The organism is Streptomyces sp. NBC_01264, assembly GCF_026340675.1.
Lineage (GTDB): Bacteria > Actinomycetota > Actinomycetes > Streptomycetales > Streptomycetaceae > Streptomyces.
In genome coordinates this window covers 2238278-2259175 of the sequence record NZ_JAPEOX010000001.1, presented here as the reverse complement: position 1 = coordinate 2259175, position 20898 = coordinate 2238278, and the positions used below count along the sequence as shown (strand labels likewise).

Genomic DNA, 20898 nt, shown 5'->3' with positions numbered 1-20898 from the left:
CGGGTCGCGGGCATCCCCCTGGTACCGTGGAACACGTACATCCGACGTCCTTTAAGGTCCGTCCCGTGAGGCGGAGAAGGAGGTCCTTTTCATGGACACTCAGCATTCCCCGCAGTCTCAGAACGTCGGTATCGATCCCGATGTCATGCGCCCCGTTCTCGAAGCGCAGGACATCGCCCGTGTTCTGACCCGCATCGCCCACGAAATCGTCGAACGCGCCAAGGGCGCCGACGACGTGGTGCTCCTCGGCATTCCCACCCGCGGCGTGTTCCTCGCCCGCCGGCTGGCCGCCAAGCTCGAAGAGATCACCGGTGTGAAGATCCCGGTCGGCTCCCTCGACATCACCATGTACCGCGACGATCTGCGGATGAAGCCCGCCCGGGCGATCGGCCGCACCGAGATTCCCGGCGACGACATCGACGGCCGCCTGGTCGTCCTCGTCGACGACGTTCTCTTCTCCGGCCGCACCATCCGCGCCGCCCTCGACGCCCTCGGCGACATCGGCCGCCCCCGCGCGGTGCAGCTCGCGGTCCTCGTCGACCGCGGCCACCGCGAACTGCCGATCCGCGCCGACTACGTCGGCAAGAACCTCCCCACGTCGCTGCGGGAGAACGTCCAGGTCCAGGTACAGGAGGAGGACGGCCGAGACGCCGTGCTGCTCGGCCAGCGGACCGCCCGGGCAACCGGGCAGTAGTCCCATGCCTACGGCCGGGCCCCCCGGGTCCGCGCCGGAGCATGCCCTGGCCGCCCCCGGTCGGCCTGTCTGCCCTCCCCACGGCCTTGACCTCACAGCTTTGAACTCACCACGGCTTTGAACTCACCACGGCTTTGAATTCAACGACTTACGGAGCACCCGGATGAAGCGACACCTCATCTCGGCCGCCGATCTCACGCGCGACGACGCCGTCCTGATCCTCGACACCGCCGAGGAGATGGCCCGTGTCGCGGACCGGCCGATCAAGAAGCTGCCCACCCTGCGCGGCCGCACGATCTGCAACCTCTTCTTCGAGGACTCGACCCGCACCCGGATCTCCTTCGAGGCCGCCGAGAAGCGCCTCTCCGCCGACGTCATCAACTTCGCGGCCAAGGGTTCCAGCGTCTCCAAGGGCGAGTCCCTGAAGGACACCGCCCAGACCCTGGAGGCCATGGGCGTCGACGCGGTCGTCATCCGCCACCACGCCTCCGGCGCCCCCTACCGCCTCGCCACCTCCGGCTGGATCGACGCCCCGGTGATCAACGCCGGCGACGGCACCCACGAGCACCCCACCCAGGCCCTGCTCGACGCCTTCACCATGCGCCGCCGCCTGGTCGGCAAGGACGCCGGGCTCGGCAAGGACCTGAACGGCCGCCGGATCACCATCGTCGGCGACGTCCTGCACAGCCGGGTCGCCCGGTCCAACGTCCAGCTGCTCCACACCCTCGGCGCCGAGGTCACCCTGGTGGCCCCGCCCACCCTGGTCCCCGTCGGCGTCGAGGCCTGGCCGTGCGAGATCTCGTACAGCCTGGACGAGGTGCTGCCGAAGTCCGACGCGGTGATGATGCTGCGGGTGCAGCGCGAGCGCATGAACGCCGCCTTCTTCCCCACCGAGCGCGAGTACTCCCGCCGCTACGGCCTGGACGGCGCCCGGATGTCCCGGATGCCCGAGCACGCCATCGTCATGCACCCCGGCCCGATGGTCCGCGGCATGGAGATCACCGCCGAGGTGGCCGACTCCGACCGCTGCACGGTCATCGAGCAGGTCACCAACGGCGTCTCGATCCGCATGGCCGTCCTGTACCTGCTGCTCGGGGGCTCCGAGCCCGCCGTCACCACCACCAGCACGCCCCGCACCGAGGAGAGCAAGTAAAGATGAGCAAGATCCTTATCCGTGGCGCGAAGGTACTCGGTGGCGACGTCCAGGACGTCCTGATCGACGGCGAGACCATCGCCGCCGTGGGCACCGGCCTCGACGCCGGCGACGCCACCGTCATCGAGGCCGCGGGCCAGGTCCTCCTCCCCGGTCTCGTCGACCTCCACACCCACCTGCGCGAGCCGGGCCGCGAGGACTCCGAGACCGTCCTCACCGGCACCCGCGCCGCCGCCTCCGGCGGCTACACCGCCGTCTTCGCCATGGCCAACACCTTCCCCGTCGCCGACACCGCCGGCGTCGTCGAGCAGGTGTGGCGCCTGGGCAAGGAGTCCGGCTACTGCGACGTGCAGCCCATCGGCGCCGTCACCGTCGGCCTGGAGGGCAAGCAGCTCTCCGAGCTGGGCGCCATGCACGAGTCCGCCGCCCGCGTCACCGTCTTCTCCGACGACGGCAAGTGCGTGGACGACGCGGTGATCATGCGCCGCGCCCTGGAGTACGTGAAGGCCTTCGGCGGCGTCGTCGCCCAGCACGCCCAGGAGCCCCGCCTCACCGAGGGCGCCCAGATGAACGAGGGCATCGTCTCCGCCGAGCTCGGCCTCGGCGGCTGGCCGGCCGTCGCCGAGGAATCGGTCATCGCCCGCGACGTCCTGCTCGCCGAGCACGTCGGCTCCCGCGTCCACATCTGCCACCTCTCCACCGCCGGCTCCGTCGAGATCATCCGCTGGGCCAAGTCCCGCGGCATCGACGTCACCGCCGAGGTCACCCCGCACCACCTGCTCCTCACCGACGAGCTCGTGCGCTCGTACAACCCGGTGTACAAGGTCAACCCGCCGCTGCGCACCGAGCGCGACGTGCTGGCCCTGCGCGAGGCGCTGGCCGACGGCACGATCGACATCGTCGCCACCGACCACGCCCCGCACCCGCACGAGGACAAGGACTGCGAGTGGGCCGCCGCCGCCATGGGCATGGTGGGCCTGGAGACCGCGCTCTCGGTCGTCCAGCAGACGATGGTGGAGACCGGACTGCTCGACTGGGCGGGCGTCGCCGAGCGGATGTCCTTCGCCCCGGCGCGCATCGGCGGCCTCCCGAACCACGGACGCCCCGTCTCGGCAGGTGAACCCGCGAACCTGACCTTGGTCGATACCTCGTACCGTGGTGTCGTGGACCCCGCACACTTCGCCTCCCGCAGCCGCAACACGCCTTACGAGGGCCGTGAGCTGCCGGGTCGCGTCACTCACACCTTCCTGCGGGGCCGGGCAACGGTCGTGGACGGGACGCTGGCGTGACACCTGCAGTAATCCAACTGGCCGCAGAGGCTGCCGAACGACAGTCGGCGGAGGTGACGGACTGGGGCGCCCGCATCGCGTGGGTGATCGGTCTGCTCGTCTTCATCGCGTTCGTGTACTGGCTGATGCGGCAGGGCTGGAAATGGCGCGGCACCCTGCAGAGCGATCTGCCGGAACTGCCCGCCGCCCCCGGCGGGCTCCCCGAGCACCGGCTGGCCCTGACCGGCCGGTACCACGGGTCCACCACCGCCGGGCAGTGGCTGGACCGGATCGTCGCCCACGGACTGGGCGTCCGCAGCCGGGTCGAGCTCACGCTCACCGACGCGGGCCTCGACGTGGTCCGACCGGGTGCCACCGACTTCTTCGTACCGGCCGCGCAGCTGCGCGGCGCCCGCCTCGACAAGGGAATCGCGGGCAAGGTACTCACCGAGGGCGGTCTCCTCGTCGTCACATGGGCGCACGGCGACAGGCTGATCGACTCCGGATTCCGCTCCGACCGTGCGGCGGAACACGCCGCCTGGGTCGAAGCGATCAACGACATGAACCACTCACTCACCACGACGGAAGGCGCCGAACGATGACGACCTCCACCAGGGGAGCAGCCAAAGCTCCCGCCGTACTCGTCCTGGAGGACGGTCGGATCTTCCGCGGCCGCGCCTACGGCGCTGTGGGGGAGACCTTCGGCGAGGCCGTGTTCTCCACCGGCATGACCGGCTACCAGGAGACCCTGACCGACCCGTCGTACCACCGGCAGGTGGTCGTGATGACCGCCCCGCACGTGGGCAACACCGGCGTCAACGACGAGGACCCCGAGTCCTCCCGCATCTGGGTCGCCGGGTACGTCGTACGCGACCCCGCCCGGGTCCCCTCCAACTGGCGCTCCGTGCGCTCGCTGGACGAGGAGCTCGTCAAGCAGGGCGTCGTCGGGATCTCCGGCATCGACACCCGCGCCCTCACCCGCCACCTGCGCGAGCGCGGCGCCATGCGCGTCGGCATCTTCTCGGGCGAGGCCTGGGAGGGCGTCCGCGACGAGGCGCTGCTGGCCAAGGTCCAGGCCGCCCCGCAGATGAAGGGCGCCGACCTCTCCGCCGAGGTCGCCACCAAGGAGACGTACGTCGTCCCCGCGATCGGTGAGAAGAAGTACACCGTCGCCGCCGTGGACCTCGGCATCAAGGGCATGACCCCACACCGGATGGCCGAGCGCGGCATCGAGGTGCACGTGCTCCCCGCCACCGCCACCGTCGAGGACGTCTACGCCGTCTCTCCGGACGGCGTGTTCTTCTCCAACGGCCCCGGCGACCCGGCCACCGCCGACCACGCGGTCTCCGTCATGCAGGGCGTCCTCGCCCGCAAGACCCCGCTCTTCGGCATCTGCTTCGGCAACCAGATCCTGGGCCGCGCGCTCGGCTTCGGCACCTACAAGCTGAAGTACGGCCACCGCGGCATCAACCAGCCGGTGCAGGACCGCACCACCGGCAAGGTCGAGATCACCGCGCACAACCACGGCTTCGCCGTGGACGCGCCCCTCGACAAGGTCTCGGAGACCGCCTACGGCCGCGCCGAGGTCTCCCACGTCTGCCTCAACGACGACGTCGTGGAAGGCCTCCAGCTGCTCGACCAGCCGGCCTTCTCCGTGCAGTACCACCCCGAGGCGGCCGCCGGCCCGCACGACGCCGCGTACCTCTTCGACCGCTTCGTACATCTGATGGAGGCCGAGCGTGCCTAAGCGCACCGATATCCAGTCCGTCCTGGTCATCGGCTCCGGCCCGATCGTCATCGGCCAGGCCGCCGAGTTCGACTACTCCGGGACCCAGGCCTGCCGCATCCTCAAGGCCGAGGGCCTGCGGGTCATCCTGGTGAACTCCAACCCCGCGACGATCATGACCGACCCGGAGATCGCCGACGCCACGTACGTCGAGCCGATCACCCCGGAGTTCGTCGAGAAGATCATCGCGAAGGAGCGCCCCGACGCGCTGCTCCCGACCCTCGGCGGCCAGACCGCGCTGAACACCGCCATCTCCATGCACGAGCAGGGTGTGCTGGCGAAGTACAACGTCGAGCTCATCGGCGCCAACGTCGAGGCGATCAACAAGGGCGAGGACCGCGACCTCTTCAAGGGCGTCGTCGAAGCCGTCCGCGCCAAGATCGGCTACGGCGAGTCCGCCCGCTCGGTCATCTGCCACACGATGGACGACATCATCCAGGGCGTCGACACCCTCGGCGGCTACCCCGTCGTCGTGCGCCCCTCCTTCACCATGGGCGGCGCCGGCTCCGGCTTCGCCCACGACGAGGACGAGCTGCGCCGCATCGCCGGCCAGGGCCTCATGCTCTCCCCGACCACCGAGGTGCTCCTGGAGGAGTCCATCCTCGGCTGGAAGGAGTACGAGCTAGAGCTGATGCGCGACACCAAGGACAACGTCGTCGTCGTCTGCTCCATCGAGAACTTCGACCCGATGGGCGTCCACACCGGCGACTCCATCACCGTCGCCCCCGCGATGACGCTCACCGACCGCGAGTACCAGCGGCTGCGTGACATCGGCATCGCGATCATCCGCGAGGTCGGCGTCGACACCGGCGGCTGCAACATCCAGTTCGCGATCGACCCGGTCGACGGCCGCGTCATCGTCATCGAGATGAACCCGCGCGTCTCCCGCTCCTCGGCGCTCGCGTCGAAGGCCACCGGCTTCCCGATCGCCAAGATCGCCGCCAAGCTGGCCATCGGCTACACGCTCGACGAGGTCCCCAACGACATCACCGAGAAGACGCCGGCCTCCTTCGAGCCGTCCCTCGACTACGTCGTCGTCAAGGCCCCGCGCTTCGCCTTCGAGAAGTTCCCGCTGGCCGACGCCACCCTCACCACCACCATGAAGTCGGTGGGCGAGGCCATGGCCATCGGCCGCAACTTCACCGAGGCCCTCCAGAAGGCCCTGCGCTCGCTGGAGAAGAAGGGCTCGCAGTTCACCTTCGTCGGCCCCACCGGCGACAAGGAAGAGCTCCTGGCCACCGCGGTCCGTCCGACCGACGGCCGCATCAACACGGTCATGCAGGCCATCCGCGCCGGCGCCACCCAGGAAGAGGTCTTCGAGTACACGAAGATCGACCCCTGGTTCGTCGACCAGCTCTTCCTCATCAAGGAGATCGCGGACGAGCTGGCCGCCGCCGACAAGCTCCACCCCGAGCTGCTCGCCGAGGCCAAGCGCCACGGCTTCTCCGACAGCCAGATCGCCGAGATCCGCGGCCTGCGCGAGGACGTCGTCCGCGAGGTCCGCCACGCACTCGGCGTCCGCCCGGTCTACAAGACGGTCGACACCTGCGCCGCCGAGTTCGCCGCGAAGACCCCGTACTTCTACTCCTCCTACGACGAGGAGTCCGAGGTCGCCCCGCGCGAGAAGCCCGCAGTCATCATCCTGGGCTCCGGCCCGAACCGCATCGGCCAGGGCATCGAGTTCGACTACTCCTGCGTCCACGCCTCCTTCGCCCTCAGCGACGCCGGCTACGAGACCGTGATGGTCAACTGCAACCCGGAGACCGTCTCCACCGACTACGACACCTCCGACCGCCTGTACTTCGAGCCGCTCACGCTCGAAGACGTGCTGGAGATCGTCCACGCCGAGTCCCTCGCGGGCCCCATCGCGGGCGTCATCGTCCAGCTCGGCGGCCAGACCCCGCTGGGTCTCGCCCAGGCCCTCAAGGACAACGGCGTCCCCGTCGTCGGCACCCCGCCGGAGGCCATCCACGCCGCCGAGGACCGCGGCGCCTTCGGCCAGGTCCTCGCCGAGGCCGGCCTGCCCGCCCCCAAGCACGGCACCGCCACCACCTTCGCCGGCGCCAAGGCCATCGCCGACGAGATCGGCTACCCCGTCCTCGTACGCCCCTCGTACGTGCTCGGCGGCCGCGGCATGGAGATCGTCTACGACGAGGACCGGCTGTCCTCGTACATCGCCGAGTCCACCGAGATTTCGCCGACCCGCCCCGTGCTGGTCGACCGGTTCCTCGACGACGCGATCGAGATCGACGTCGACGCCCTCTACGACGGCACCGAGCTCTACCTCGGCGGCGTCATGGAGCACATCGAGGAAGCCGGCATCCACTCCGGCGACTCGGCCTGCGCCCTGCCCCCGATCACCCTCGGCGGCTACGACATCAAGCGCCTGCGCGCCTCCACCGAGGCCATCGCCAAGGGCGTCGGCGTCCGCGGCCTGATCAACATCCAGTTCGCGATGGCGGGTGACATCCTCTACGTCCTGGAGGCCAACCCGCGCGCCTCCCGGACCGTCCCCTTCACCTCGAAGGCGACCGCCGTCCCGCTCGCGAAGGCCGCCGCGCGCATCTCGCTCGGCACCACCATCGCCGAGCTCCGCGAAGAGGGCATGCTCCCGAAGACCGGCGACGGCGGCACCCTGCCGCTCGACGCGCCGATCTCCGTCAAGGAGGCCGTCATGCCGTGGTCGCGCTTCCGCGACATCCACGGCCGCGGCGTCGACACGGTCCTCGGCCCGGAGATGCGCTCCACCGGCGAGGTCATGGGCATCGACTCCGTCTTCGGCACGGCCTACGCCAAGTCGCAGGCCGGCGCCTACGGCCCGCTGCCCACCAAGGGCCGCGCCTTCATCTCCGTCGCCAACCGCGACAAGCGCACGATGATCTTCCCGGCGCGCGAGCTCGTCGCCCACGGCTTCGAGCTGATGGCCACCTCCGGCACCGCCGAGGTCCTGCGCCGCAACGGCATCAACGCCACCGTCGTGCGCAAGCTCAGTGAGGGCGAGGGCCCGGACGGCGAGAAGACCATCGTCCAGCTCATCCACGACGGCCAGGTCGACCTGATCGTCAACACCCCGTACGGCACCGGCGGCCGCCTCGACGGCTACGAGATCCGTACGGCCGCCGTGGCGCGCGGAGTCCCGTGCCTCACCACGGTCCAGGCGCTCGCCGCGGCCGTCCAGGGCATCGACGCGCTCAACCGCGGTGACGTCGGCGTCTGCTCGCTCCAGGAGCACGCGGAGCGGCTGACGGCGGCCCGCGACTAGCAGCCCGTACGAAAGGGGGGCACCGGCGATAATGACGGTGTCCCCCCTTTCATGAGTGCCAAAGGGATATTTCGGACGATGTACAAACTGTTCTTCAACCTCGTCTTCAAGCGGATGGACCCGGAGCAGGCCCACTACATGGCCTTCCGCTGGATCCGCCTCGCGGCCCGCACCCCGGTGCTGCGCACCTTCGTCGCCGCCTACCTGGCCCCCCGGTACGCCTCCCTGCGCACCGAGGCCCTCGGACTGCGGATGCACGGCCCCTTCGGGCTCGCGGCCGGCTTCGACAAGAACGCCGTCGCCATCGACGGGATGTCGATGCTCGGCTTCGACCACATCGAGATCGGCACCGTCACCGCCGAGGCCCAGCCCGGCAACCCGAAGAAGCGGCTGTTCCGGCTCGTGCCGGACCGCGCGCTGATCAACCGCATGGGCTTCAACAACGAGGGCTCGGCGGCCGTGGCGGACCGTCTGGCGGCCCGCGTGCCCGTCTTCAGGACGGTCGTCGGCGTCAACATCGGCAAGACCAAGGTCGTCCCCGAGGAGGAGGCCGTCGCCGACTACGTCGCCTCCACCGAGCGCCTCGCCCGGCACGCGGACTACCTCGTCGTCAACGTTTCCTCCCCGAACACCCCGGGCCTGCGCAACCTCCAGGCCACGGAGTCGCTGAGGCCCCTGCTGAGCGCCGTGCGCGCAGCGGCGGACCGGGTCGTCACCGAACGGCGGGTCCCGCTGCTCGTCAAGATCGCCCCGGACCTCGCGGACGAGGACGTGGACGCGGTCGCCGACCTGGCACTGGAGCTGGGCCTGGACGGCATCATCGCGACGAACACGACGATCGCCCGCGAGGGCCTCGGTCTGAAGTCCGACCCGTCGCTGATCAAGGAGACCGGCGGCCTGTCCGGAGCCCCCGTCAAGGAGCGCTCGCTGGAGGTCCTGCGGCGCCTGTACGCCCGCGTGGGCGGCGACCTGGTCCTGGTCGGCGTCGGCGGCATCGAGAACGCCGAGGACGCCTGGCAGCGGATCCTGGCGGGCGCCAGCCTGGTCCAGGGCTACAGCGCCTTCATCTACGAGGGCCCCGGCTACTCCCGCGCCATCCACAAGGGCCTGGCCGCACGCCTGGCCGCCAGCCCGTACGCGACGCTCGCCGAAGCGGTGGGCGCGGAAACCCGAAAGGCCGCCCTGTGACCTCTGCGACTCCCGTGACCCCCTTCGGTACCCGCCTGCGCGAGGCGATGGACACCCGCGGGCCGCTGTGCGTCGGCATCGACCCGCACGCCGCCCTGCTGGCCTCCTGGGGCCTGAACGACGACATCGCGGGCCTGGAGAAGTTCTCCCGGACGGTGGTCGAGGCGCTGGCCGACACGGTCGCGGTCTTCAAGCCGCAGGCGGCGTTCTTCGAGCGGTTCGGCTCGCGCGGGATCGCGGTGCTGGAGCAGACGGTGGCCGACGCGCGGGCGGCGGGGGCCCTGGTCGTCATGGACGCGAAGCGGGGTGACATCGGCTCCACGATGGCCGCGTACGCGGAGACCTTCCTCTCGCCCTCGTCGCCGCTGTTCTCCGACGCGCTGACGGTTTCCCCCTACCTCGGCTACGGCTCCCTCAAGCCGGCCGTCGACCTGGCGCGGGAGTCGGGGGCCGGCCTGTTCGTGCTGGCGCTCACCTCCAACCCGGAGGGGGCGGAGGTCCAGCGGGCGGTGCGCTCCGACGGGCGCACGATCGGGGCGACGATGCTGGCGCATCTGGCCGCGGAGAACGCGGGCGCCTCCCCGATGGGCTCCTTCGGAGCCGTGGTCGGAGCGACGCTGGGGGACCTGTCGTCCTTCGACCTGGACATCAACGGGCCGCTGCTGGCCCCCGGCATCGGGGCGCAGGGCGCATCCGCGGCGGATCTCGCGGGGGTGTTCGGCGAGGCCGTCCGCAATGTCGTCCCGAACGTGTCGCGGGGCGTCCTGAGGCACGGGCCTGACGCGGCGGCGCTGCGCGCCTCGGCGCACGCCTTCGCGGAGGAGATCCGCACCGCCGTCACGGTCTAGCCCGGGGCGGCACCCCGGGGCGCGGCCCGGCGGGGCTGTCCCCTACCCGCCCTTCCACCGTTCCCCGGGCGCTGCCCGGACCCCCTGGGGCTCCGCCCCGGACCCCCGCGCCTCAAACGCCGGCGAGGCTGGATCTACCCAGCCCCTCCGGCGTTTGAGGAGCGGGGGGCCGGGGGCTGCCCCCGGGGACGGGAAGGGCGTACGGCCCGTCGGGTCGGGGCTTCGGACCGGTGTGGTGGGGGTGGGCCCTGGGTGATCATGGGGTGGGGGGTTATGGCCCCTACCCCGGACGGAGCGCCCCGCGTGCCCCCTGTACAGACCGCCGCCACGATCCGGCGGATCACGCCCGTAGGGGCCTACCACCACCTCGTCCTCGACGCCCCCGGCGTCACCGGCGTGCGCCCCGGCCACTTCGGCGCCCTCGCCATCGGCGGCCGGGACTCGGCGATGCTGCTGCGCCGCGCCTTCTCCATCCACCGCGCCGACCCGGACCAGGGCACCGTCGAGTTCGTCTTCGCCGAGGCCGGCCGAGGGACCAGGGCGCTCGCCGCGCACCGCCCCGGCGACACCGTCGACCTCATCGCTCCCCTCGGCACCCCCTTCCCGCTCCCCGACGGACCCGTCGGTGCGGTCCTCGTCGCCGGCGGCTACGGCAGCGCCCCGATGTTCGCCCTCGCCGAGGAGATCCTCGGGCGCGGCGGCCGGGTCGCCTTCGTGCTCGGCGCGGCCACCGCGGACCGGCTGTTCGGGGTCGAGCGGGCCGAGGCCCTCGCCGAGCACGTGTACGTGGTCACGGACGACGGTTCGGCCGGACGGCGCGGCCGGGTGACCGACGCGCTCTTCGAGGCCATCACGGTGACCGGCGCCACCGAGGTCCACTCCTGCGGCCCGATGGGCATGCTCAAGGCCGTCACGGAGATCGCCACCGCCGCCGGAGCCGCCAGTCACACCGCCGTCGAAGAGGCGATGGCCTGCGGCATCGGGATCTGCATGAGCTGCGTCCTGCCCGTCACCGGCCCCGACGGGGTCACCCGCTTCCTTCGCTCCTGCACATCCGGCCCCGTCTTCGACGGCGCCACCGTCCGCTGGGACGACGCCGGAACCCTCCCCGAGGACCTCGAAGGCGCGGCCGCCATGACCCCGAAGGCGAGTGAGGCCCGGTGAACGCCCTGAACCCCGAAGACGTCGACATGTCCGCGCCCCTCGGCGCGCACGTCACCCTCCCCAACCCCGTCTCCACCGCCTCCGGCTGCGCCGGCTACGGCCGCGAGCTGCACCGGTTCACGCCCCTGCACGAGCTCGGCACCATCACCACCAAGACCGTGATGCCGTACGTCCGCTCCGGCCGCGCCACGCCCCGCATGGCCGAGACCCCCAGCGGGATGCTGAACTCCATCGGGCTCCAGGGCTCCGGCATCGACCACTTCGTCGAGCACGAGCTGCCCTGGCTGGCCGAGCGCGGGGCACGGGTCCTCGTATCGGTCGCGGGGGAGCGTACGGAGGAGTTCGCCGAGGCGGCCGCCCGGCTGACCGGGCAGCCCGGCGTGGTCGGCATCGAGGCCAACATCTCCTGCCCCAACGTCGCGAACCGGGGTCTCGTCTTCGCCTGTGACGCCGACGCCTCCTTCGAGGTGGTCAAGGCGGTCAGGGCGGCGGCCGACCCCGCACTGCCCCTCTACGCCAAGCTGACCCCCGATGTGACGCGGATCACGGACATCGCGGCCGCGTGTACGGAGGCGGGCGCCGACGGGCTCTCGATGATCAACACCGTCCTCGGGATGACCATCGACACCGACACCATGCGCCCGGCCCTCGCCGGGGTCACCGGGGGCCTCTCCGGCCCGGCGATCCGGCCCGTCGCCGTCCGCTGCGTCTACCAGGTGCACGGGGCGATGCTGGCGGGCGCAGTCCGGCGGGTCCCCATCCTCGGGATGGGCGGGATCGCCTCCGGCCGTGACGCGCTCGAATTCGTCCTCGCGGGGGCCTCGGGCGTGGCCGTGGGGACTGCCCTGTTCAACGATCCGTCCGCGCCGCTGAGGATCCGGGACGACCTGCGCGCGGCACTCGCCGCACGCGGGATCGGGGCCTTCGAGGACGCCGTCGGACGCGCTCATCGCACTCTCTGACGAAATTCGAACGTCCTTCACCGGACAAAACCGGGGTGGTTTGTCCGTGATGTACGGTTCAGTGGAGGCTGACCAGGACTTTTCGTCCGTTCTCGCTGACTGGAGCGGTCATGGCCGCTAGTCTCCGAGCAGAGTGAACGAGCAGCGATCGAGCACCACCGCTGTTCGGGGGCTCGCCTGGTGTGATGCCTCCCGGCATTCCACTGGTCCGTATCCGACAGTTCGACATCCGAGGTGACGTAGGCGTGGCTCTTCCGCCCCTTACCCCTGAACAGCGCGCAGCAGCGCTCGAAAAGGCCGCCGCGGCTCGCCGGGAGCGGGCCGAGGTGAAGAATCGACTCAAGCACTCCGGCGCCTCCTTGCATGACGTCATCAAGATGGGGCAGGAGAACGACGTCATCGGCAAGATGAAGGTTTCCGCTCTCCTGGAGTCCCTGCCCGGCGTCGGCAAGGTGCGCGCCAAGCAGCTCATGGAGCGCCTCGGCATCTCCGAGTCCCGGCGTGTCCGAGGTCTCGGTTCCAACCAGATCGCCTCTCTGGAGCGTGAGTTCGGCGGCAACGCCGCCTAAGGCGTCGTCCGAAGTTCTCCCGGCGTTCTCAGGCAGTCCCGAGAAGCTGGATAATCGCTCTATGGCAGCAGAGGTTCGTCCGCGGCTGACCGTGCTCTCCGGCCCTTCGGGGGTCGGCAAGAGCACGGTCGTCGCGCATATGCGCAAGGTTCACCCCGAGGTCTGGCTCTCGGTGTCGGCCACCACCCGCAAGCCGCGGCCCGGTGAGCGACACGGAGTCCACTATTTCTTCGTCAACGACGACGAGTTCGACAAGCTGATCGCCAATGGCGAGCTGCTGGAGTGGGCCGAGTTCGCGGGCAACCGCTACGGCACACCGCGCGGCGCAGTGCTGGAACGCCTGGAGAACGGCGAGCCGGTCCTGCTGGAGATCGACCTCCAGGGCGCACGGCTCGTACGCGAGTCCATGTCCGAGGCACAGCTGGTCTTCCTGGCTCCTCCGAGCTGGGACGAGCTGGTCCGCCGGCTCACCGGCCGGGGCACCGAAACGGCGGAGGTCGTCGAGCGCAGACTCGGCGCTGCCAAGATCGAACTTGCTGCCGAATCCGAGTTCGACACCACCCTGGTCAACACCTCGGTCGAGGACGTCGCGCGCGAGCTGCTAGCCTTGATGAATGTCGTCTGATCGTTGACCGGTGTTCAACCGGTCCGAACGGTCCGAAATCGACACTTCTAGGTATTACCCCATCTTCGGAAGGTAGAGCGTGTCCTCTTCCATTACTGCGCCCGAGGGCATCATCAACCCGCCGATCGACGAGCTGCTCGAGGCCACGGACTCGAAGTACAGCCTCGTGATCTACGCGGCCAAGCGTGCCCGTCAGATCAACGCGTACTACTCGCAGCTCGGTGAGGGCCTGCTCGAGTACGTCGGCCCGCTGGTGGACACCCACGTCCACGAGAAGCCGCTTTCGATCGCGCTGCGCGAGATCAACGCGGGTCTGCTGACCTCCGAGGCCATCGAGGCCCCGGCTCAGTAAGGCACGAGTGTCCTTTCACCACAGGCCCGGCAGAACATCTGCCGGGCCTGTGGTGTGTCATAGAGGTGTCGTCGCAGTCAGTCGTCACAGTCAGCCGAAGGGGCGTGTGTGGTGGGTAAGCCGAAGGTCGTGCTCGGAGTCAGTGGCGGGATCGCCGCTTACAAGGCGTGCGAGCTGCTGCGCCGGCTGACCGAGTCCGGGCACGAGGTCCGCGTGGTCCCGACGGCGGCGTCGCTGAACTTCGTCGGGGAGGCCACCTGGGCCGCCCTCTCGGGGAACCCGGCCTCCACCGAGGTCTGGGAGAGCGTCCACGAGGTGCCGCACGTGCGCATCGGACAGTCCGCCGACCTCGTCGTCGTCGCCCCGGCCACGGCCGACATGCTGGCCAAGGCCGCCCACGGGCTCGCCGACGACCTGCTGACCAATACCCTGCTCACCGCGCGTTGCCCGATGGTGTTCGCACCCGCGATGCACACCGAGATGTGGGAGCACCCGGCCACACAGGAGAACGTGGCCACGCTGCGCCGGCGCGGCGCCGTGGTCATCGAGCCGGCCGTCGGCCGGCTCACCGGCAAGGACACCGGCAAGGGGCGGCTGCCCGACCCCGAGGAGATCTTCGAGGTGTGCGCAAGGGTGATCGCCCGCGGAGTCGCCGAGCCCGACCTCGCCGGGCGGCACGTGGTGATCAGCGCGGGCGGTACGCGCGAGCCGCTGGACCCGGTCCGCTTCCTCGGCAACCGTTCCTCCGGCAAGCAGGGCTACGCCCTCGCCCGTACCGCGGTCGCCCGCGGGGCCCGGGTCACCCTGGTCTCCGCCAACACCGCGCTCGCCGACCCCGCCGGGGCGGACCTCGTACGGGTCGGGACGGCCCTGCAGCTGCGCGAGGCCGTGCTCAAGGCCGCCGCGGACGCCGACGCGGTGGTGATGGCCGCGGCGGTGGCCGACTTCCGGCCGGCCGAGTACGCGGGCGGGAAGATCAAGAAGAAGGACGGGCAGGAGCCCGCGCCGGTCGCCCTCGTACGCAATCCGGACATTCTCGCGGAGATTTCCGCCGACCGGGCCCGGGAGGGCCAGGTGGTGGTCGGGTTCGCCGCCGAGACCGACGACGTCCTCGCCAACGGGCGGAGCAAGCTCCTCCGCAAGGGGTGTGACCTTCTCGTCGTCAATGAGGTGGGCGAGGCGAAGACCTTTGGTTCCGAGGAGAACGAAGCGGTCATCCTGTCCTCCGACGGAAGCGAGCTCGCGGTCCCCTACGGTCCGAAGGAATCGCTGGCAGACGTGATTTGGGATCAGGTGGCACCGCGACTCGCGGAGCGACGCGCCTGAGCGGAGGCCCTTTCCGCAGGCTGTTCCTTGGGTAAGAATGGAGTGTCGCAGGTCACACGGCTCCCATAGGGCGAGACGGGTGGTCCGGCGAACGGTGGCGACCGATAAACTGCAGCCGGAACGTGATCGGGCGCAGCCTCCGATGTGGTTCCACCAATATTTCAGCCAGCAGCCGCTGCAACCCCAGGGAGCGTTGTGTCCCGTCGCCTGTTCACCTCGGAGTCTGTGACCGAGGGTCACCCCGACAAGATCGCTGACCAGATCAGCGACACCATTCTCGACGCGCTCCTCACCGAGGACCCGACCTCGCGCGTCGCCGTGGAGACCCTCATCACCACCGGTCTCGTCCACATCGCGGGAGAGGTGACGACGAAGGCGTACGCGCCGATCGCGCAGCTCGTCCGCGACAAGATCCTCGAGATCGGCTACGACTCCTCGAAGAAGGGCTTCGACGGCGCCTCCTGCGGCGTGTCGGTGTCCATCGGCGCGCAGTCCCCGGACATCGCGCAGGGCGTCGACACCGCGTACGAGAAGCGGGTCGAGGGCGACGAGGACGAGCTCGACAAGCAGGGCGCCGGCGACCAGGGCCTGATGTTCGGGTACGCCTGCGACGAGACCCCCGAGCTCATGCCGCTCCCGATCCACATCGCGCACCGCCTCTCGAAGCGGCTGTCCGAGGTCCGCAAGAACGGGACCATCCCGTACCTGCGTCCCGACGGCAAGACCCAGGTCACCATCGAGTACGACGGTGACAAGGCCGTCCGCCTCGACACGGTCGTCGTGTCCTCGCAGCACGCCGCGGACATCGACCTGGACTCGCTGCTCGCGCCGGACATCCGCGAGTTCGTCGTCGAGCACGTGCTGAACCAGCTCGTCGAGGACGGCATCAAGCTCGACACCGAGGGCTACCGCCTGCTGGTCAACCCCACCGGCCGCTTCGAGATCGGCGGCCCGATGGGCGACGCCGGCCTCACCGGCCGCAAGATCATCATCGACACCTACGGCGGCATGGCCCGTCACGGTGGCGGCGCCTTCTCGGGCAAGGACCCGTCCAAGGTCGACCGCTCCGCCGCGTACGCCATGCGCTGGGTCGCCAAGAACGTCGTCGCCGCCGGTCTGGCCTCGCGCTGCGAGGTCCAGGTCGCGTACGCGATCGGCAAGGCCGAGCCCGTCGGCCTGTTCGTGGAGACCTTCGGCACGCACAAGGTCGACGTCGAGAAGATCGAGAACGCCATCGGCCAGGTCTTCGACCTGCGCCCGGCCGCGATCATCCGCGACCTCGACCTGCTGCGCCCGATCTACGCCCAGACCGCCGCCTACGGCCACTTCGGCCGCGAGCTGCCGGACTTCACCTGGGAGCGCACCGACCGCGTGGACGCCCTGCGCGCGGCCGCGGGCCTCTAGTACCGGCCTGGTCGACGCCTGATCGACGGACGGCCCCGGACCCTCGTGGTCCGGGGCCGTATTCCGTTGGTGCGGCCCGTGCCGCGTGGATAGGCTGGCGCAGCCCTCCCGGTGCGCGGGGCGACGGCTTCATCTGGAGCGGGTACGAGCCCGTGTTGAAGGACCGCAGGACCGCCGCCGCCCGACCTGATCTCGGGAGGGCCGTGTGCACCGTGCCCGCCGCTGTCGGTGGTGTTTGGTAAGAATGCGGGTGTGAGCAGCGCGAACGATTCCCCGCCGGAGCAGCTGGCGCTGATGCGGGAGATGGTCGCCGAGGCGAAGGCCAAGGCACCCAAGGCCAAGCCCCGTACCTGGCGCGGAGCCTCCGTGGCCGAGGAACTGCCCGTGGCCCGGGTCCTGGTCAACAAGGGCGTGCTCCACCTCGACCGGCTCTTCGACTACGCCGTCCCCGCCGAGCTCTCCGAGTCCGCCCAGCCCGGCGTCCGCGTCCGGGTCCGCTTCGGCGCGGGCTCCCACCGGGTCCACGGCGGCCGCCGCGAGGGCGGCGGGCTCATCGACGGCTTCGTCATCGAGCGCCGCGCCGAGTCCGACTACGACGGAGCCCTCGCCGCCCTCGCCCAGGTCGTCTCGCCCGAGGTCGTGCTCGGCCCCCGCATGCTCGCCCTCGCCCGCGCCGTCGCCGACCGGTACGCCGGCAGCCTCGCCGACGTGCTCCAGCTCGCCCTGCCCGCGCGCAGCGCCCGCGCCGAGTCCAAGCCGTCCCCCGAACCACTGCCCCCGCCCGCCGCGCCCGAGCCCGCCGGCTGGGAGCGGTACGGAGCCGGCCCCGGCTTCCTGCGGGCCCTGGCGGGCGGCGGAACCCCGCGCGCCGTGTGGACGGCCCTGCCCGGCCCCGGCTGGGCCGACGAGCTGGCCCGCGCCATGGCCGCCACGCTCGCCTCCGGACGCGGCGCCCTCGCGGTGGTCCCCGACGGGCGCACCGCGGCCCGTGTCGACGCGGCGCTCACCGCCCTGCTCGGTGAGGGGAGGCACGCGCTGCTGACCGCCGAGTCGGGGCCGGAGAAGCGCTACCGCGAGTGGCTGGCCGTCAGCAGGGGCTCGGTGCGGGCCGTGGTCGGCACCCGGGCGGCGATGTTCGCTCCCGTACGGGACCTCGGGCTCGTCGCCGTCTGGGACGACGGCGACTCCAGCCACAGCGACGTCCACGCCCCCTTCCCGCACGTGCGGGAGGTGCTGGAACTGCGCGCGGTCACCGACGGCTGCGCGTTCCTGGTGGGCAGCACCAGCTGCACGGTGGAGGCCGCGCAGCTCGTCGAGTCCGGCTGGGCCCGGCCGCTGGTCGCCGACCGCGAGACGGTGCGCACGTACGCGCCCCGGATCCGGACCGTCGGAGACGAGCTGCTGGCCCGCGACGGGGCCGCGCGGGCCGCCCGGCTGCCGAGCCTCGCGTGGGAGACCGTACGGGAGGGACTGAAGACCGGGCCCGTGCTCGTACAGGTGCCACGGCGGGGCTACGTGCCCCGGCTGGCGTGCGAGCGGTGCCGGACGCCCGCGCGGTGCACGGTCTGCGCGGGGCCGCTGGAGGCTCCCGACCAGCGGGACCTGCACTGCGGGTGGTGCGGGCGGGCCGAGCCGTCCTGGCACTGCGAGGAGTGCGGATCGTTCCGGCTGCGGGCCCAGGTGGTGGGAGCGCGGCGGACCGCCGAGGAGCTGGGGCGGGCCTTCCCGGCCGTACCCGTACGGACCTCCGGGCGCGACCACATCCTGGACGAGGTGCCGGACCGGCCCGCGCTGGTGGTGTCCACGCCAGGCGCCGAGCCCGTCGCGGCGGGCGCCGGGTACGCGGCGGCGCTGCTGCTGGACGGCTGGGCCATGCTGAGCCGGCCCGACCTGCGGGCGAGCGAGGACGCGCTGCGGCGGTGGATCGCGGCGGCCTCGCTGGTACGCGGGGACGGGCAGGTGGTGGTGGTCGCCGAGCCGACGCTGAGGCCGGTCCAGGCGCTGGTGCGGTGGGATCCTGTGGGGCACGCGGTGCGGGAGCTCGCGGAGCGGGCGGAGCTCGGGTTCCCGCCGGTTTCCCGGATGGCGGCGGTCGCGGGTGGTAGCGCGGAGGCCGTCTCGGCCTTCCTGGCGGGAGCCGGGCTGCCGCCGGACGCGGAGGTGCTGGGGCCCGTGCCGATGCCCGGGCTCCGGGGGGAGCCGTCCGCGGGGGAGCGGGCGCTGGTGCGGGTGCCGCCGGGGAGCGGGGCCGCGCTGGCGGCCGCGCTGAAGTCCGCGCAGGCGGCCCGCATGGCCCGGGGCGTCCCGGCGTCGGAGGCGGTGCGGATCCGGATCGACCCGTTGGACATCGGCTAGGCCCTGTCCGGGCTGCGGCGGGTCGGCCCTGCGGGTAGGGGACAGCCCCGCAGGGCGGCGGGTCCGGCCCGGGCGGGGGACGACGGAGCCCCCGCCGGAGGCGACCTGTCAGGTCGCCTCCGGCGGGGGCTGGGTCGTCGGGGGTCGGCGTCCCGGCGGCCGGGGGTCAGCCGTTGCGGGGGCCGGGGAAGGCGGCGGGGCGGGAGGCGCCCGCCTCCTCGCGGACCGGCTGCGGGGGCACCGAGCGCGCGGCCGGGATGGTGGGCAGGGGGCCCAGCGTCCGGGTCGTCGTCGTGGTCGTCGTGCCCTCGGCCAGCGGCTCCCGCTCGGCGGCCTCGGCGCTCTGCGCCCGCCGGGCACCGTAGCGGCGGTGGACGGCCTGCTTGGTGACACCGAGCGCCGAGCCGACCGCGTCCCACGAGAAGCCGAGCGAGCGGTCGAAGTCCACCGCGGCGGTGACCAGCGTCTCGACGCTGTCCCGCAGCTCCTGGGCGAGGCGGACGGTGGGCGCGGGTGCCCGGCCGTAGACGACGAAGCCCGTGGACGGGCCGGAGCGGCGCGGGCGGTAGACGTTGCCGAGCTGGGCGGTGAGCGTACGCAGAGCATCCACCTGCCGGCGAACCCGCTCGATGTCCCGCACCAGGAGGTGCAGGCTGGCCCGTGCTTGGGCGTCGTGGGTGGCGTGGTCGGCCATGAAGAAGCCTCTCGAACCGGTGCTGAAGAGCGGATAGGGCCGCAGACACCGTTCTGTTTCGCGGCCCGTTTCGGTCAATCTCTCTTGACCAACGCGCTACCCGGTGGCCAGGTCACGCTGTGGGGGCGTGTCGGCATATGCGAGGAGCGCGCGTGTGTGCGTACGCCCCCTCGGGCGGGCGGTGCGACGCAGGTGGGACCGTGGCCGGACAGACCATAGACTGATGTGCTGCTGACAGCCGAGATAGCGAGGTAGACCCCAGTGAAGCTCGTCTTCGCAGGCACCCCCGAGGTCGCCGTGCCCGCCCTGGACGCTCTGATCGCCTCCGGGCGCCACGAGGTCGCCGCCGTCGTCACCCGGCCCGACGCGCCGGCCGGCCGGGGCCGTCGCCTCGTCGCCAGCCCCGTCGCCGAGCGCGCCGAGGAAGCCGGCATCGAGGTGCTCAAGCCGGCCCGGCCGCGCGACCCGGAGTTCCAGGCCCGGTTGAGGGAGATCGGCCCCGACTGCTGTCCGGTGGTCGCGTACGGCGCACTGATTCCCAAGGGCGCCCTGGACATCCCCAAGCACGGCTGGGTCAACCTGCACTTCTCGCTGCTGCCCGCGTGGCGCGGCGCCGCGCCCGTGCAGCAGTCGATCATGGCGGGGGACGAGGTCACCGGTGCCTCCACCTTCCGGATCGAGGAGGGGCTGGACACCGGCCCGGTCTTCGGGATCCTCACCGAGGAGATCCGGCCCACCGACACCAGCGGTGACCTGCTGACCCGCCTGGCCTTCGCCGGCTCCGGGCTGCTGGTCGCCACCATGGACGGCATCGAGGACGGCACCCTGCGCGCGGTGGAGCAGCCCGCCGACGGGATCTCGCTCGCGCCGAAGATCACCGTCGAGGACGCCCGGGTCGACTGGAAGGCGCCCGCGATGCGCGTCGACCGGCTGGTGCGCGGCTGCACCCCGGCGCCGGGCGCGTGGACGGTCTTCCGGGGGGAGCGGCTCAAGCTGGTCTCGGTGACGCCGGTCGCGGACCGGACGGACCTCGCGCCGGGTGACCTGGGCGTGGGCAAGAACAACGTCTACGTCGGCACCGGCTCGCACGCCGTGGAACTGCTCTGGGTGCAGCCGCAGGGCAAGAAGCCGATGAAGGCCGCCGACTGGGCGCGCGGGGTGCGGATCGCCCCCGGCGAGCGGCTGGGCGCGACCGACGTAGGCTGATTTTCGTAGTAGTCGTTCTTTCTGTCCTGTTGTCGTTGTTGT

General features: G+C 71.4%; 18 protein-coding genes. 17 read left to right on the top strand and 1 reads right to left on the bottom strand.

Annotation, left to right across the window (positions count from 1 at the left end; all coding sequences use genetic code 11):
- The first annotated feature begins 91 nt into the window (after positions 1–91).
- From pyrR to OG435_RS10205, 16 genes are all read left to right on the top strand, one after another.
- Complete coding sequence (pyrR, locus tag OG435_RS10280) at positions 92–694, top strand: bifunctional pyr operon transcriptional regulator/uracil phosphoribosyltransferase PyrR (protein ID WP_323187813.1); 603 nt, start codon at positions 92–94, stop codon at positions 692–694.
- A gap of 163 nt (positions 695–857) precedes the next feature.
- A complete protein-coding gene (locus OG435_RS10275; protein ID WP_266876511.1) occupies positions 858–1847 on the top strand; it encodes an aspartate carbamoyltransferase catalytic subunit in 990 nt (329 codons plus the stop codon).
- A gap of 2 nt (positions 1848–1849) precedes the next feature.
- Positions 1850–3136: a dihydroorotase gene (locus OG435_RS10270; protein ID WP_266876510.1), complete on the top strand. Its 1287-nt coding sequence runs from the start codon at positions 1850–1852 to the stop codon at positions 3134–3136.
- Entirely contained in the window at positions 3133–3717 is a 585-nt protein-coding gene (locus tag OG435_RS10265) for a hypothetical protein (protein ID WP_266876509.1), read from the top strand. Before OG435_RS10270 ends, OG435_RS10265 begins: the two co-directional genes overlap by 4 nt.
- Complete coding sequence (carA, locus tag OG435_RS10260) at positions 3714–4862, top strand: glutamine-hydrolyzing carbamoyl-phosphate synthase small subunit (RefSeq protein WP_266876508.1); 1149 nt, start codon at positions 3714–3716, stop codon at positions 4860–4862. Before OG435_RS10265 ends, carA begins: the two co-directional genes overlap by 4 nt.
- A complete protein-coding gene (carB, locus tag OG435_RS10255; protein WP_266876507.1) occupies positions 4855–8163 on the top strand; it encodes a carbamoyl-phosphate synthase large subunit in 3309 nt (1102 codons plus the stop codon). The genes carA and carB overlap by 8 nt, the downstream gene beginning before the upstream one ends.
- A gap of 78 nt (positions 8164–8241) precedes the next feature.
- Positions 8242–9351 (top strand): quinone-dependent dihydroorotate dehydrogenase, encoded by a 1110-nt coding sequence (locus OG435_RS10250; RefSeq protein WP_266876506.1) that lies wholly within the window; start codon positions 8242–8244, stop codon positions 9349–9351.
- A 14-nt stretch (positions 9352–9365) separates the two neighbouring features.
- Positions 9366–10199 carry an orotidine-5'-phosphate decarboxylase gene (gene pyrF, locus OG435_RS10245; protein ID WP_266881612.1) on the top strand — a complete coding sequence of 278 codons (834 nt, stop codon included), beginning with the start codon at positions 9366–9368 and terminating at the stop codon, positions 10197–10199.
- Positions 10200–10502: 303 nt separating this feature from the next.
- A complete protein-coding gene (locus OG435_RS10240; RefSeq protein WP_266876505.1) occupies positions 10503–11363 on the top strand; it encodes a dihydroorotate dehydrogenase electron transfer subunit in 861 nt (286 codons plus the stop codon).
- On the top strand, positions 11360–12325 hold the full coding sequence (locus OG435_RS10235; RefSeq protein ID WP_266876504.1) for a dihydroorotate dehydrogenase: 966 nt from the start codon (positions 11360–11362) through the stop codon (positions 12323–12325). The genes OG435_RS10240 and OG435_RS10235 overlap by 4 nt, the downstream gene beginning before the upstream one ends.
- Before the next feature lie 245 nt (positions 12326–12570).
- The gene (mihF, locus tag OG435_RS10230; RefSeq protein WP_250741333.1) at positions 12571–12894 is read left to right on the top strand and encodes an integration host factor, actinobacterial type; all 324 of its coding nucleotides are present in this window, start codon (positions 12571–12573) and stop codon (positions 12892–12894) included.
- A gap of 61 nt (positions 12895–12955) precedes the next feature.
- Positions 12956–13519 carry a guanylate kinase gene (gmk, locus tag OG435_RS10225; protein ID WP_243334346.1) on the top strand — a complete coding sequence of 188 codons (564 nt, stop codon included), beginning with the start codon at positions 12956–12958 and terminating at the stop codon, positions 13517–13519.
- 79 nt (positions 13520–13598) lie between these two features.
- Positions 13599–13871 (top strand): DNA-directed RNA polymerase subunit omega, encoded by a 273-nt coding sequence (gene rpoZ / locus OG435_RS10220; protein WP_004948662.1) that lies wholly within the window; start codon positions 13599–13601, stop codon positions 13869–13871.
- A gap of 111 nt (positions 13872–13982) precedes the next feature.
- Complete coding sequence (gene coaBC / locus OG435_RS10215) at positions 13983–15197, top strand: bifunctional phosphopantothenoylcysteine decarboxylase/phosphopantothenate--cysteine ligase CoaBC (protein WP_266876503.1); 1215 nt, start codon at positions 13983–13985, stop codon at positions 15195–15197.
- Between the two features lie 195 nt (positions 15198–15392).
- A complete protein-coding gene (metK, locus tag OG435_RS10210) occupies positions 15393–16601 on the top strand; it encodes a methionine adenosyltransferase (protein WP_266876502.1) in 1209 nt (402 codons plus the stop codon).
- 252 nt (positions 16602–16853) lie between these two features.
- Complete coding sequence (locus tag OG435_RS10205) at positions 16854–18956, top strand: primosomal protein N' (protein WP_266876501.1); 2103 nt, start codon at positions 16854–16856, stop codon at positions 18954–18956.
- A gap of 166 nt (positions 18957–19122) precedes the next feature.
- Here the strand turns inward: OG435_RS10205 and OG435_RS10200 are convergent, their stop codons facing one another.
- A complete protein-coding gene (locus OG435_RS10200; protein WP_266876500.1) occupies positions 19123–19650 on the bottom strand; it encodes a hypothetical protein in 528 nt (175 codons plus the stop codon).
- A gap of 261 nt (positions 19651–19911) precedes the next feature.
- Between OG435_RS10200 and fmt the strand changes: the two genes are divergently transcribed.
- Positions 19912–20856 carry a methionyl-tRNA formyltransferase gene (gene fmt, locus OG435_RS10195; RefSeq protein WP_266876499.1) on the top strand — a complete coding sequence of 315 codons (945 nt, stop codon included), beginning with the start codon at positions 19912–19914 and terminating at the stop codon, positions 20854–20856.
- Positions 20857–20898 lie beyond the last annotated feature (42 nt).

Coding starts and splice junctions, on each gene's coding strand:
- pyrR (WP_323187813.1), top strand. CDS start 92: ATGGACACTCAGCATTCCCCGCAGTCTCAGAACGTCGGTATCGATCCC.
- OG435_RS10275 (WP_266876511.1), top strand. CDS start 858: ATGAAGCGACACCTCATCTCGGCCGCCGATCTCACGCGCGACGACGCC.
- OG435_RS10200 (WP_266876500.1), bottom strand. CDS start 19,650: ATGGCCGACCACGCCACCCACGACGCCCAAGCACGGGCCAGCCTGCAC.
- OG435_RS10270 (WP_266876510.1), top strand. CDS start 1,850: ATGAGCAAGATCCTTATCCGTGGCGCGAAGGTACTCGGTGGCGACGTC.
- carA (WP_266876508.1), top strand. CDS start 3,714: ATGACGACCTCCACCAGGGGAGCAGCCAAAGCTCCCGCCGTACTCGTC.
- OG435_RS10250 (WP_266876506.1), top strand. CDS start 8,242: ATGTACAAACTGTTCTTCAACCTCGTCTTCAAGCGGATGGACCCGGAG.
- gmk (WP_243334346.1), top strand. CDS start 12,956: ATGGCAGCAGAGGTTCGTCCGCGGCTGACCGTGCTCTCCGGCCCTTCG.